Origin of the sequence: Halalkalibacter hemicellulosilyticusJCM 9152, from assembly GCF_000513115.1 — a bacterium.
GTDB lineage: Bacteria > Bacillota > Bacilli > Bacillales > Bacillaceae_D > Halalkalibacter > Halalkalibacter hemicellulosilyticus.
Genome location: NZ_BAUU01000054.1, coordinates 1 through 14,003 on the forward strand (window position 1 = coordinate 1; position 14,003 = coordinate 14,003).

Genomic DNA, 14,003 nt, shown 5'->3' on the forward strand with positions numbered 1-14,003 from the left:
GTTCCTTCATAATTCCAGAATCCATCCAAAAAGCCGCTGCCCGTGTACCCCTCATGATTTGTATTAAGCTTAACTCCGCCTGACAGTTCCGCTTGATCGGCTTCAAGTTGAATGGTGGCTTCATTCGAGGGAGGATCGCCATCAGCAGCTGTGGCGGTAAGCGCGTACATCAGTAGAAGTGAAACGGACATGCATAAGGAAATGATTTGTTTGATGGATTGAAACGACTTTCTTCTTGTTTTCATCTGTTTATTCTCCTTTTTTAATATGGTTCCTTTATGAAAGCGCATACATTAAATTGCACCGCACTACAACATTGATCATATTACACTACTTGATTGTAAACCTTAATTTTCAAGCCATGAAATAGCATGATATAGACATTGTCCAAAAATGGATTGATGAGAACAAAATCTTGAAAGACTTCCACTGAAAGAACCTCGAGCTCTCTTGGCTGCAGCAAAGTGTCTCGAGGTTCTTTCAATTTCATGTCATGTAATTAGAGCAGCAGGATAATCAAATCAAGTTCTTTAAGCTACAGGATAAGCTTATTCATTTCCTGACTGATCATGAGGAACCGTAACGCTGACAGATGCTCTCGTAACATTCCCTGCTTGATCTATCGCTCTATAAGCAATTGTATAAACTAGAACCAAAGCTTGGCTGATCATTTGGAAGCTTGCGTAAATATCGAGCTACGCTTATACTGACGGCTCGTTCCGGTGTCAAAAACATGAATAAAGCATGCTGGTTCAGGCCCGCTGCGCGGTCCTTTGGCTGATGCTGCGGGCCCGATCGTCAGGAAATACGGTCCGATCGGGCCGGAATTGATCCTGGATCGTACGGAGTTGAAATTATTGAAATGGCAGAGTACTAATGATGTCAGGGGCGATGTCTATATCATGCTAGTCCTTGGCCAGAAAATCAAGGAATAGAGTCAAATTACGCTATACAATCGAAATAAAGAGAGCACTATGACAATGACGAATTGCTTTTTTTGTAAACCGCTTTCTTTATCAAGGGAAGAATACCATTGGTATCTGAATAGTATAAAAAAGTGGGGGCAGTTATGCTCGCATTTAATCGCAGATATTACGCATTTGGATGAAACCGTTCCACGGTGCTGCAAAATATGCAAACCGACGCTGCTTCCGATCGAAGCTGAAATCATTACTCCACAGGAGAGAAAGGAAGGATAATGTGGAACAAAAAATACAAGTGCAAACACCCATGCGATTATGGTACAGGCATCCGGCTCAAGAATGGACTGAAGCTCTGCCCTTGGGCAACGGACGGCTGGGAGCTATGACTTTCGGACGGACGGACGAGGAACTGTTTCAGTTAAATGAAGATACGCTGTGGTCATTCCAGCCGCGAGATTCACTGAATTATAGCGCTGCGGACTATCTCGATCAGGCGAGGCGGGATATTGCGAACGGAGCATATAAGCAGGCGCAGGAAATTATTGAGCGGCACATGCAAGGTCCCGGTACCGAGGAATACCAGCCGCTTGGCGATTTGAAGCTTAAGTTCGGTGCTAATTCTGGTCCTGTCGAGTTCTATGAAAGGCAACTCGACTTGGATACGGCCGTAAGCAAAGTCTCATATGTGAGAGAAGGCGTCCGGTATACACAGGAGGCATTCATTTCAGCCGCTGATCAGGTATTGGCAATCCGATTGAGTGCAGATCGTCCGGGTAGTATCAATGTGACGGCCTCTCTTGAAACGCCACATTTGGCGACAGTTAATCTGGAAGCCGGACGAGGCGTTCTGACGATGAAAGGAACCGGTCCTGTGCGTCCCGATCGGGAATCGGCTCCCGACGCTTCTGACGAGCTGATATATGAGGAAAACAACGGAGTGCGCTTTGAGTCGCAGCTGCTGGCTGTTATTGAGGGGGGAATGAAGAAAATCGGGAACGGGCTTGAGTTGAGTGCGGTCCAAGCCGATGCCGTAACGTTTCTTCTAGCTGCGGCGACCAGCTTTAACGGCTATGATAAAAATCCGGGGTCCGAGGGCAAAGACCCTGCCGTTCTAGTTCAGAAAACTCTTGTTGCGGCAGCCGAATTCAACTACGACGAGTTGAAGCTTCGTCATTTGAAAGACTATCTCCCTTTGTACAGCAGGGTTAAAATCCACCTGGGCGCTTCGGTAGCGACAACCTTCCGACGGACGAACGGCTGAAACGCGTTCGTCAAGGCGATGGCGATCCGGGACTGGCTGCTCTATATTTTCAATACGGCCGATACCTGCTTATTGCTTGTTCCCGGCCAGGAACGCAAGCAGCGAATTTACAAGGGATATGGAATAAAGAGGTGCGCCCGCCCTGGAGAAGCAATTATACCGTTAACATTAATACGGAAATGAATTATTGGCCGGCGGAAACGTGCAATCTGGAGGAGTGTCATGAGCCGCTGTTCGATTTGATTGAAGGCATTAGTGTAAGTGGAAGGAGCACCGCGGAAACTCATTATGACTGCCGCGGCTGGACTGCCCATCACAACTTGGATTTGTGGAGAAAGACAACGCCTGCTAAGGGATCCGCCAGTTGGGCGTTCTGGCCGATGGCCGGTGCTTGGTTGTGCAGGCATTTGTGGGATCGGTATTTATTCGGAAGAGATGAGGAATTTCTTGCGACAAAGGCATATCCCATCATGCGGGAAGCTGCCTTGTTCTGTCTGGATTGGTTGATAGAAGACGGCGAGGGACATCTGGTCACGTCGCTGCTACTTCGCCGGAAAATATTTTTCTTGATGCCGAAGGCAACCATGTGCAGTCAGTATGGGAACTACGATGGATATGGCCGTCATTCGCGAGTTGTTTACGTATTGTATTGAAGCGAGCAAGCTGCTTGATGCAGACGCAGAACTGCGTCGCGAATGGGAAGACGCGCTCGCCCGCCTGCTACCTTACCGGATCGGCCGGAACGGCCAATTGTTGGAATGGTTCCGCGATTTTGAGGAATACGAACCGGGGCATCGCCACATCTCACATTTGTACGGATTTTATCCTGGGGATCAGATTGATCTGCATCAAGATCCGGAGCTGGCGGCTGCCGTTCGCAAATCGCTTGAACGCCGGCTGCAGCACGGAGGAGGTCATACCGGCTGGAGCTGCGCCTGGATTATAAACATGTGGGCGCGTTTGGAAGATGCGGAGAACGCATCTCGCTATGTACAGACGCTCTTTGCCAAGTCATCTTATCCGAATTTGTTCGACGCGCATCCGCCGTTCCAAATCGACGGAAACTTCGGCGGAACGGCCGGCATAGCGGAGATGCTGCTACAGAGTCACAGCGGAGAAATTAGACTGTTGCCGACCCTTCCGTCAGCTTGGCCAGACGGCTTCGTGAGCGGCCTGCGTGCGCGGGGTGGGTTCGAGATCGATATCGCATGGAAGGACGGGCGGTTCACCGCATCCGAACTGAAAGCGACGCGGAACGCGTTGTGCAGTTTGCGTGTTTCAAGCGCTGTACGTGTAACGCGAGCAGACGGCTCTAAGATGGCTCAAAGCGATGGCGCGGAGGTTGTGAAGTTTCAGGTGGTCGCAGGGGAGACGTATTCTATTAGGGCTGTGCGATAAAGGACGAAGAATAAATAATCTCAGTAGAAGGAATGACCAAGCTTTCCAAAGACAGTCTTTCGATTGAAGGGGAAGCCGTTTATGTTTATGACGGCTGGCAGTTTCCCGATGAATAGGTGGTGGAAGGTGAGGTTATGTTCAAACACTTTCAATACCGGTGACTTTAATAAGTTGTTCAAAACGATGAGATTGTCATAGCCTTTGGGAGCAACGTATAAGTACGACCGGACGAAGCTCCCTTCAACTGCTGGAGGATCTGCAGGAATGGATTACTTCGAAAATTTGAAGCTGTATCACCGGTCTCTGACCAAGCCGGGCATGAGCTTATTGCCCGCGAATAGTTGTCGGTTGTTCAAAACAGCCCGCTGGCGATTTGCTGATTCGTTTATGCCGGGAAATGCTCAAGCTGATTAGACTTCCATTCGGAATGGTTGGAGGTACTCGTTTACGGATTTAACAAGAAATATATTATTGGAGGAATATTCATGCTAAGGCTTTTTCAAACGAATGAAATACGAGATGTACAAGAACTGCAAGGTGACTGGGACTTTCAACCGATAAACGAGGCGGATGAGGGATTGCCATCCGACTATCGGTACCGGATGCCTGTACCCGGATGTTGGGAAATGCATCCGCAGTTTACAACCTATCAGGGGAAAGGCGTATACCGGCGAACGGTAGAAATATCTCGGAAAGGCGCAATTCGACTTGTTTTTAAAGGCGTGAGCCACACAGCCGATGTTTTTTTTGACGGAAAGCCGGTAGGGCATCATTATAATGCGTATACGCCGTTTGCCGTCGTTATTCCGGATGTTGAACCAGGCACGCATGAGGTTGCGGTGGTCGCGGACAATTCGTTCGGCGAAATGTCCGCGCTTCATGTACCAAATGATTATTATACGTATGGTGGCTTGATCCGACCCGTGGCGATTGAACTGCTGCACGAGTTGTTTATCGAGCGAATCGCGTTTACGCCGATTCGTTCGTCTGAAGGCTGGCAGGGTACGATTCGCCTCTTTGTACGCAATATCGGCAACCGAGAGCGGCGCGCACGGCTGCAGTTCAGTCTGGGAGGCCAGGAGATTGCCGCAGGAACGGTTGACGCGATGCCGGGCGAAATAGTAGAGTTTTCAATTACGAAACCGTTCCCCGGCGTGATTCCTTGGTCGGCGAACGATCCGAAGCTGTATCTGCTGAAAGCACAACTATATGTAGAAGGGCAGGAAGTTCCTGTAGACGATTTGATCGAGCGGGTCGGATTTCGAACAGTTACAACGGAGAACGGACGCATCCAGGTAAACGGTGAGGACGTTGTTTTGAAGGGCTTCAACCGGCACGAGGATCATGCGCTGGCAGGAGCCGCCATTCCTTACCCGCTCATGGTACACGATATCGAATTGATGCTGGATATGGGCGCAAATACCGTACGAACTAGCCACTATCCGAATGACGAACGGTTTCTAGATTTGTGCGATGAGCGCGGCTTGTTCGTCTGGGAAGAAAATCATGCGCGTGGTCTGAGCCTAGAGCAAATGAAGCATCCGCTGTTCGCCAAGCAGTGTGAGGATTGCAATCGGGAGATGGTGGAGAACCATTTCAACCATCCGAGCATCATTATATGGGCGATTTTGAACGAATGCGCGAGTGATACGCCGGAAGGCCGGGAGATGTACCGAACACAGCTTGAGCAAATCCGGACGATGGATTCGTCAAGGACGCTTAGTTTTGCTTCACATCACCGCGATCGCGAGCTTTGTTTTGACCTTGCGGATATCGTCTCGTTCAATCTTTATCCTCTCTGGTACGAAGATGAAGATCCCCTTGAGCTTATTAAGCAGGCGCGACTTTGGGCGGATCAAGCTGGTGGACTAGGGAAACCGATGATCATAAGCGAATTTGGGGCAGACGGCTATTACGGCTATCGCGACCCTAGCCGGGTAAAAGGAACAGAGGAGCGCCATGCCGAAATCATTGAGCGCAATTTGGCGGCGTACGTGTCCGTTCCTTTCTTGTCCGGCATGCTCATCTGGCAATTTTGTGATTGTAGGGTAACGGAAGGAACGGGATGGCTGTTGACTCGCGCCGGAACGCAGAACAGTAAGGGGATCGTCGACCGATACCGTAGGCCGAAGCTTGCGTATTCCGTTGTGCAGCGTTATTTTAAAATGTAAGTATAAGTTTGTTTGCCGCCAAGGATGAGGGAAGCTCATAATCAAGGAATTAATTCGAGGGGAATATCATAGCGATGTAATGCGGTAAGAGAAAAGGTACAAGGTGCACCGGCACTCTTTGATTGCTTCGATTATGAGCTGGCGGATTAATTTGCGATAGCGTATTTATTTTTTTTGAGGGGGAATGATTATGCCGAATCCATATTTACCGAATTGGGAATACATTCCTGATGGGGAACCAAGAGTTTTTGGTAACAGGGTTTATATATATGGATCACATGATTATGCAGGTTCGGATCAATTTTGTGACTACAAGCTAAAGGTATGGTCAGCTGATGTTCATGATCTGAATAACTGGATATGTCATGGGGACATCTTTCATACACGAATGGATAGAGACCATGCAAGCGATACACCTTGGACAGATCGGGAGCTCTATGCTCCGGATGTGGTTGAAAAAGATGGGAAATATTACTTGTATGCTTATATTGTTGATTCTAAAGGTTGTGTTGCGGTAAGTGATAAACCGGAAGGGCCTTTTCAGCTTGTCTCGCAATATCGTGTCCCGGAAAATTCCGAACAAATTGTAAAAGAGGGAATTTTTATCGATCCAGGAGTATTGGTGGATGATGACGGCAGAGTCTATATCTATTGCGGATATTTAAAATCCTATATGGCTGAGATCGATGCTGAAAACATGTATGAAATTTTGCAGGATTCATACAAGGCAGATATTATTCCTGTTGATGAACCGTATGGCTTTTTCGAGGGATGTTCACCGCGAAAAGTCGGGGATATGTATTATTTGATTTATTCGCCGAAAAACGGCAACAGGCTTGATTACGCTACTAGTGAATCGCCAACAGGCCCATTTCAATATCGCGGTACGATTATTGATAATGGAGTGGATTATCCGGGAGGCAATAATCATGGATCAATCTGCCAGATCAATGGGCAGTGGTATATTTTTTATCACAGAACGACCAATAACACAGTCATGTCAAGGCGCGGCTGTGTCGAGCGCATAGAGATTCTCCCGGACGGAAGTATTCCGCAGGTGGAGATGACCTCTTTAGGCTTTGAAACGTCACTCTCCCCCTATCGTCCCACCCCGGCGGATAGTGCGTGTGTTCTTAATGGTGGATGTTTTATTACAGAGAGAAATGTTCTTGAGAGAGCAGTTGTAAATATAACAAAGGGATGTATCGTTGGTTTCAAATATTTTAATTTTGGAGAGGATTATTCCAGCAAAACTATGGAGTTTTCCGCTAAAGTAAGAGGATGCGGCAACAAAGGAATAATGAGAATACTCATTGATGATTATAATACAGGCGAAGAAATCGGCGCTTGTGAAATTGGACCGGATAATGGGACCCTTCATGCTGTGGTTGCATCCGTAACAGGAAAACATTCGATATATTTCGTGTTTGATGATGGATACAGCGGATATTTCGGAGAATTCTTCAAAGGCAGACCGTTATGTGAACTGGACAGCTTCGTGTTCCACAAATAATAAATGAACGTTTAAAAGTTTGGTAAGAGATATCCGTTATGGGCAGCTTTGTTTTGCTTAAGTTTGACACAGCACACTAAGGAATAACCCGTAACTACTAGCGTTATGGGCTTCCTTTATATTACGTGTCACTACATTTTGACTGCTACGCAGGGTTTTCGACCACTTTAGCTGGGTCTTTTGTACCGGTTTCAAATGCCAAATTGGCATCCCCTTGTAGCTCAGTTCGTATCATTTGCTCTTCTCCATTTATTTCGAACGAGTGACGCTTTCATTTGACTGACTTCATGCATGACATCACTAACACTGGTTTTACAACATTTTTCTTTTAAACGGAATGCCAAATAAGATTCGAGCACTAATGCCCAAAAACAGACCATAATATGACCGCAAATACGAGTCTCTGTACAGTAATACATTGGACGTAAATTCAAATCTGTCTTCAAGTGTCAGAAAGCTAGTTCTACTCCTCATAGTTCCTTAAAAACTACCGCTGCTTCTTAGGCCGCTAGAGAAGAGTTCGTTGGAACCGCCTACTTTCCATCAAATCGTTCATCGTTCTTTATTTTCTGTTCATCGATTTTAGTAGCTGTTTTTTCTATCGTTAGAAACTTTGAATACACCTTATTTTTAACGAAGCCAGAAGGCTCCAATGAACTCAGTTTTTCTTCTAATTTCTCCAAGACCACTTTCCTTATCCCCTTTGTCTGCCTCGGGGTTATAACAGAGTACGTGATCCCTTATCTAATTTCTTGGATTTTACTTCGTATGGCATGTAACTCTTGAGCCTTCTTCGATTTTCTTAACTTGACCACAACGACATACTCTATCCCCAGTTCACGGATTTTTCCAAGTTTGACTAACCATTCGGGGAAACAATATTTTAAATCTTCAACGATCTGGGCACGAACATGTCCTCTTTATGTTGATAAAGAACGGAAATTTTTCATCAATCGGAAACCATTTCAAATAGATATCGCTCAAGTTTTTCCTCATCGAGGATGATTGGTTATGTCTATATAATGCTGATTAGTGATTGGAAAATTAAGGGGCACTGTGATTCTGGTCGCGCCGCTCCATGTCTATATAATGCTAAAACTTGGCTTGAAAGTTAAGGATGTTTGTCACTCTGTGCTTTACTGTAAGAAATAAATGAGGACATATTACGATGAAAAGCTATTTTGAAAGCGCTTGCTGTGATATGTCGTTTTTAGGAGGTGAGGCAGCGGTCTAATTACTAATTTTCTAAATATCTAGTTGTGATGTATCGATGTGAAGTTGAGGCTATGATTTTTTTGTTCAAATGACAAGGAGGTAATTCAATGAAAGGGAAAAGATTAGTTGCTCAGGTTGTAATGATTGCAGTACTTCTATTTACTTCTGTAATCTCGCCGAATATGGTTCAGGCGAATTACGGTGCTCCCGAAGTGGAGAGACCTGCCGGACTTTTATATATTCAAGGACACTCATAGAGGAGGCTGGTCCGACGGCAGCGGAGGATTGGAAACTGAAAACGGTAATTTACCTGTTGACTGGGATGAAACATATGAAGATTTGCCTTCATTGAGGTTTAATGTTACAGAGCCAGTAGGGATCACATCTATGAATGTCTTGGCGGGATGGGCAAGTCACGATAAAAGCAATTATGTTCCGAATGGGCACTTAGAATTTTATGTAAAAGGAAAAGAGGGCGGGGAGCAATTTATGATCGGTGGCGACGATCTTGTCGCAAGGCGTGACCCTGTTGAACAAGTGGTATTAGTACCGGTGTCGGATTACGTTACGGTTACCACGGAGTGGCAGCACGTAAAGATCCCTTTGAAGGACATATACGACGATCCAGATGTTCCATTGGACGCAACGCATGCAAGGGCGATCCACTTGGATATAGTGAACGATGAGCCGTTTACGGTTTGGATTAACCAGCTCAAAATGACTTCGCCGGATATAGAACCAGGATTTCCGGAGATTAAGGTCAATCAAGTAGGATTCCGGAATCTCGTCGAGAAATATGCCTATGTTTCCGGATTCGAAGATGAATTCACTGCTGATGTTGGAACCCCGTTCCAAGTAAGAAGAGTTTCCAACAACACCGTTGCGTATAGCGGAGAGCTGATCCTAGCTAAGGATTATGACGTTGATTCCGGAGAAAGGGTTCTGAAAGCCGTATTTACGGATCTTGAAGAATCCGGTGATTATTACATTACCGTAGATGCTGAAGGCATCGAACCGTCCCTCGGGTTTAAAATTGGGGATGACGTGTATCATTCTCTATTGTTTGATGCGGCCAGATATTATTTATACCAACGTTCAGGGATGGATCTTGAAGAGCCATTCGTTCCAGACTATCCGAGAGCTGATATTACGCCGATGGATACGGCCGCGCCTTTTGAATCCGATGCGCCTTATGAATCCGATGAGCCTTTTGATCCCGATCTTTCGCGTACAAAAGATGTATCGAAAGGATGGTTTGACGCTGGTGATAAAGGTAAGTATATAACTGCCGGGTCGTCAGCGGTTATTGGAATGCTATGGTCATACGAGTTGTTCCCGGATGTATATTCCGATCAACAGTTTAATCTTCCGGAAAGCGGAAACGGAGTTCCTGATATTCTAGATGAAAACAGATGGGAACTTGAATGGATTCTGAACATGCAAGATGAAGAAAGCGGTGGTTTCTACGCCAAAGTCCAGTCGATGAATAACAATAATGACACAAGGGCGATTAGAGACATCAGAGACGGTATTGCAAATCTTCGACCGACTAATGATACAGCTTATGCAGCTGCCGCCTTAGCTTATGCGTCTTTAGTCTATGCAGAGTTCGATCCAGATTTTGCTGCTCAAACTTTGGAGGCTGCCGAGGCAGGGTGGGTGTATCTCGAACAGAACCCCGACAATATTGAAGGTCCAGAACATGCGTATGCTACGGACTCCGATAAGGAAACAAGGCTTCTGGCTGCCGCAACATTGTATAGAGTGACTGGCGAATCGAAGTATCACGACTACTTTTTGAACAACTATGAACAAAGCGAGAACGTATTCATTAATCCAACAGGAGACTGGGTAGGCATCTACAACTACGCTTTCTTCCAATACATGAAATCCGAGAACATCGACGAAGATGCACTGAACTGGTATAAAGATCATTTTACAATTTGGCTAGACAAAATAATCGACAGACATCAAACAAACGCATGGAATCATACGCTTTATAATGGCAATTTTTACTGGGGCAGCCTCAACCAGATCCTCGGTATGGCTAATGAAGCTGTGATCGGTTCCAAGCTTCTTGGAATGTACGATGAAACGATTCACAATATGGGACTAGCTGCATTACACTATGTTTTGGGCGCCAATCCTTTGAGAAAGAGTTTTGTAACAGGGCATGGCGAAGATAGTCTTCAAACGGTATATGCGATCATGAACGATGACCCTCGACCAGGGATACCGAGTGGGTTTATGCCGTTAGGGCCTAATAGGTACACCAATCCAGGCATGTCCATTTTCCCTGCGAAAAACTTTTTAGATAGCGCTACTGAATGGACTACCAATGAGCACGCTGTTGGTTCGACTGCGAATCTAGTGTTTATCAGCGCATTTGCTAACAGTGATCTAACTGCTCCGACCAACCCTCTGTCTTTGGAGGAAATGGTAACCCAATTTTTGAACGACGGTTTGATTACTAACAAAGGCATCGCAAATAGTTTACAAAAAAAATTGTCTTCTAACCAATTGACTGCCTTCGTGAACCAATTGAAAGCGCAACGCGGCAAGCACATTTCTGTAGAAGCTGCTGATCAACTGATTGAGCAGGCTCAATACTTGTTGAATCAAACAACAGGTGATTAACAGAACGGGTACGTTGGTGTAATCCGTTGATTAGGCTTTCGGTTAAGGAACCGTTCCCAGGCGTTGTTCCTTGGCCGGTGAAGGGCAACCGGAGAGCAAGAGTATAACGATTACGTCGTCGCACATTATTTGGATCACACTTCAATCGGTCCCTAATAAAAATTGGATTGTACGATTACATGTTCGAGAAGCAGTGATGACCGCCTTATGCAAGGCGAACGGGCGTGAACCCAATGAAAGCTGACCTATTTTGAACTAATCAGAAGATCCCGATTCAATTGGATCGGGGGTCTTCTGCACTGTACTATAAAAATGTACGAGATGTCGAATAGTTTGGTTGTAATTTTGAAAGCGCTTACTTTTGTATGTCGTTTTTAAGGAGGTGAGGCAGGGAGACAATAATTTTCTTAATGTCTAGTTGTGGTGTATCGACGTGAAGTTGAGGCTATGATTTTTTTGTTCAAATGACAAGGAGGTAATTCAATGAAAGGGAAAAGATTAGTAGCTCAGATGGCATTAATCGTAGTACTTCTATTTACTTCTGCAATCTCGCCGAATATGGTTCAGGCGAATTACGGTGCTCCGGAAGGATGGAGAGACCTGCCGGACTATTATATATTTAAGGACACTCATGGAGGAGGCTTTTCCGATAGCAGCGGTGGATTGGAAACTGAAAACAATAATTTACCTGTTGACTGGGATGAAACATATGAAGATTTGCCTTCATTGAGATTTAATGTTACAGAGCCAGTAGATTGGATCACGTCTCTGAATGTCATGGCGTCATGGTTAACTCACGATAAAAGCAATTATGTTCCGAATGGCCACTTAGAATTTTATGTAAAAGGCAAAGAGGGCGGGGAGCAATTTATGATCGGTGGCGACGACAATGTCGCAAGGCGTGATCCTGTTGAACAAGTTGTATTAGTACCGGTATCGGATTACGTTACGGTTACCACGGAGTGGCAGCATGTAAAGATCCCTTTGAAGGACATTTACGACGATCCAGATGTTCCATTGGACGCAAAGAATGCTTGGACGATTCGCTTGGATATAGTGAACGATGAGCCGTTTACGGTTTGGATTAACCAGCTCAAAATGACTTCGCCTGATAAAGAACCAGGATTTCCGGAGATTAAGGTCAATCAAGTAGGATTCCGGAATCTCGTCGAGAAATATGCCTATGTTTCCGGATTCGAAGATGAATTCACTGCCGATGTTGGAACCACGTTCCAAGTAAGAAGAGTTTCCGACAACACCGTTGCGTATAGCGGGGAGCTGATCCTAGCTAAGGATTATGACGTTGATTCCGGGGAAAGGGTTCTGAAAGCCGTATTTACGGATCTTCAAGAATCCGGTGATTATTACATTACCGTAGATGCTGAAGGCATCGAATCGTCCCTCAGATTTAAAATTGGGGATGACGTGTATCATTCTCTATTGTTTGATGCGGCAAGATATTATTTATACCAACGTTCGGGGATGGATCTTGAAGAGCCATTCGTTCCAGATTATCCGAGAGCTGATATTACGCCGATGGATACGGATGCGCCTTTTGAATCCGATCCTTCGCGTACAAAAGATGTATCGAAAGGATGGTTTGACGCTGGTGACAAAGGTAAGTATGTCAGTGCCGGGGCGTCATCGGTTACGAGATTGCTATGGTCATACGAGTTGTTCCCGGATGTATATTCCGATAGTCAGTTTAATCTTCCGGAAAGCGGAAACGGAATTCCTGATATTCTAGATGAATCCAGATGGGAACTAGAATGGGTTCTGAACATGCAAGATGAAGAAAGCGGCGGTTTCTACGCCAAAGTTCAGTCGATGAATAACAATAATGACACAAGGGCGATTAGGGACATCAGAGACGGTGTTGGAAATCTTCGACCGACCAATGATACGGCTTTGGCAGCAGCTGTCTTAGCTCATGCGTCATTAGTCTATGCAGAGTTCGATCCAGATTTTGCTGCTCAAAGTTTGGAGGCTGCCGAGGCAGGATGGGTGTATCTCGAACAGAACCCTGACAATATTAAAGGACCAACAGATGCGTATGCTAGGGATTCCGATGAGGAATCACGGCTGCTGGCTGCCGCAACATTGTATAGAGTGACCGGCGAATCGAAGTATCACGATTACTTTTTGAACAACTATGAACAAAGTGAGAACGTATTCGTTGACACAGAAGGAGACTGGGTAGGCACCTACAATTACGCTTTTTTCCAATACATGAAATCCGAGAACGTCGACGAAGATGCACTGAACTGGTATAAAGATCATTTTACAATTTGGCTAGACAAATCAATCGACAGGTATCAAACAAACGCGTGGAATCATACGCTCAATAATGGCAATTTTTACTGGGGTAGTCTCGACCAGATCCTCGGTACGTCTGCAGAAGCTGTGATCGGTTCCAAGCTTCTTGAAATGTACGATGAAACCATTCACAATATGAGTCTAGCTGCATTACACTATGTTTTGGGTGCCAATCCTTTGAGAAAGAGTTTTGTAACAGGGCATGGCGAAGATAGTCTTCAAACGGTATATGCGATCATGAACGATGACCCTCGACCAGGGATACCGAGTGGGTTTATGCCGTTAGGACCTAATCAGTACAACAACCCGGGCATCTCCAATTTCCCTGCCAAAAACTTTATGGATAGCGCTACCGAATGGACCTTGAATGAGCACACTATTCATTCCACTGCAAATCTGATGTTTATCAGCGCGTTTGCTAACAGTGATCTAACTTTTCTGCCTCCCGGAGGAAAAATTCATCTTGAAGCTGATCAAGCTGAGCTGTCAGGCGGAGTTAAACTTAATACCAATCATGAGGGGTACACGGGCAGCGGTTTTCTGGATGGATTCTGGAATTATGAAGGAAT

General features: G+C 45.6%; 10 protein-coding genes. 8 read left to right on the forward strand and 2 right to left on the reverse strand.

Translation table 11 applies throughout. The features are described 5' to 3' along the window. The coding region (locus JCM9152_RS19995; protein ID WP_035347371.1) for a carbohydrate-binding protein at positions 1–245 on the reverse strand (245 nt) is incomplete at its 3' end. A gap of 955 nt (positions 246–1,200) precedes the next feature. Here JCM9152_RS19995 and JCM9152_RS23555 point away from each other — a divergent pair. The 5 genes from JCM9152_RS23555 to JCM9152_RS20010 all read left to right on the forward strand — a co-directional run bounded on the left by JCM9152_RS23555 (position 1,201) and on the right by JCM9152_RS20010 (position 7,266). After that, positions 1,201–2,184: a glycoside hydrolase family 95 protein gene (locus JCM9152_RS23555; protein WP_235715782.1), complete on the forward strand. Its 984-nt coding sequence runs from the start codon at positions 1,201–1,203 to the stop codon at positions 2,182–2,184. 32 nt (positions 2,185–2,216) lie between these two features. Beyond that, on the forward strand, positions 2,217–2,837 hold the full coding sequence (locus tag JCM9152_RS24330) for a glycosyl hydrolase family 95 catalytic domain-containing protein (protein ID WP_439644223.1): 621 nt from the start codon (positions 2,217–2,219) through the stop codon (positions 2,835–2,837). Beyond that, positions 2,794–3,582 (forward strand): glycosyl hydrolase family 95 catalytic domain-containing protein, encoded by a 789-nt coding sequence (locus JCM9152_RS23560; protein ID WP_235715783.1) that lies wholly within the window; start codon positions 2,794–2,796, stop codon positions 3,580–3,582. The genes JCM9152_RS24330 and JCM9152_RS23560 overlap by 44 nt, the downstream gene beginning before the upstream one ends. 485 nt (positions 3,583–4,067) lie before the next feature. Beyond that, a complete protein-coding gene (locus JCM9152_RS20005; protein ID WP_035347373.1) occupies positions 4,068–5,753 on the forward strand; it encodes a glycoside hydrolase family 2 protein in 1,686 nt (561 codons plus the stop codon). A gap of 190 nt (positions 5,754–5,943) precedes the next feature. Then, a complete protein-coding gene (locus JCM9152_RS20010; protein WP_035347376.1) occupies positions 5,944–7,266 on the forward strand; it encodes a family 43 glycosylhydrolase in 1,323 nt (440 codons plus the stop codon). A gap of 533 nt (positions 7,267–7,799) precedes the next feature. On the opposite strand, the gene JCM9152_RS22770 is transcribed toward JCM9152_RS20010, so the two are convergent. Further along, a complete protein-coding gene (locus tag JCM9152_RS22770; RefSeq protein ID WP_156315013.1) occupies positions 7,800–7,955 on the reverse strand; it encodes a hypothetical protein in 156 nt (51 codons plus the stop codon). 633 nt (positions 7,956–8,588) lie between these two features. Between JCM9152_RS22770 and JCM9152_RS22775 the strand changes: the two genes are divergently transcribed. The 3 genes from JCM9152_RS22775 to JCM9152_RS20020 form a co-directional block, all read left to right on the forward strand. Beyond that, the gene (locus JCM9152_RS22775) at positions 8,589–8,738 is read left to right on the forward strand and encodes a hypothetical protein (protein ID WP_156315014.1); all 150 of its coding nucleotides are present in this window, start codon (positions 8,589–8,591) and stop codon (positions 8,736–8,738) included. Between the two features lie 28 nt (positions 8,739–8,766). Further along, complete coding sequence (locus JCM9152_RS20015; RefSeq protein ID WP_052016232.1) at positions 8,767–11,118, forward strand: glycoside hydrolase family 9 protein; 2,352 nt, start codon at positions 8,767–8,769, stop codon at positions 11,116–11,118. Between the two features lie 483 nt (positions 11,119–11,601). After that, positions 11,602–14,003 (forward strand): glycoside hydrolase family 9 protein (locus JCM9152_RS20020; RefSeq protein ID WP_052016234.1); only part of this gene is annotated, 2,402 nt, incomplete at its 3' end.

Bases quoted from the DNA above. Each gene is read 5' to 3' on its own strand.
- JCM9152_RS23560 (WP_235715783.1), top strand. From the start codon at position 2,794: ATGGATATGGCCGTCATTCGCGAGTTGTTTACGTATTGTATTGAAGCG.
- JCM9152_RS20005 (WP_035347373.1), top strand. From the start codon at position 4,068: ATGCTAAGGCTTTTTCAAACGAATGAAATACGAGATGTACAAGAACTG.
- JCM9152_RS20010 (WP_035347376.1), top strand. From the start codon at position 5,944: ATGCCGAATCCATATTTACCGAATTGGGAATACATTCCTGATGGGGAA.
- JCM9152_RS22775 (WP_156315014.1), top strand. From the start codon at position 8,589: ATGAAAGGGAAAAGATTAGTTGCTCAGGTTGTAATGATTGCAGTACTT.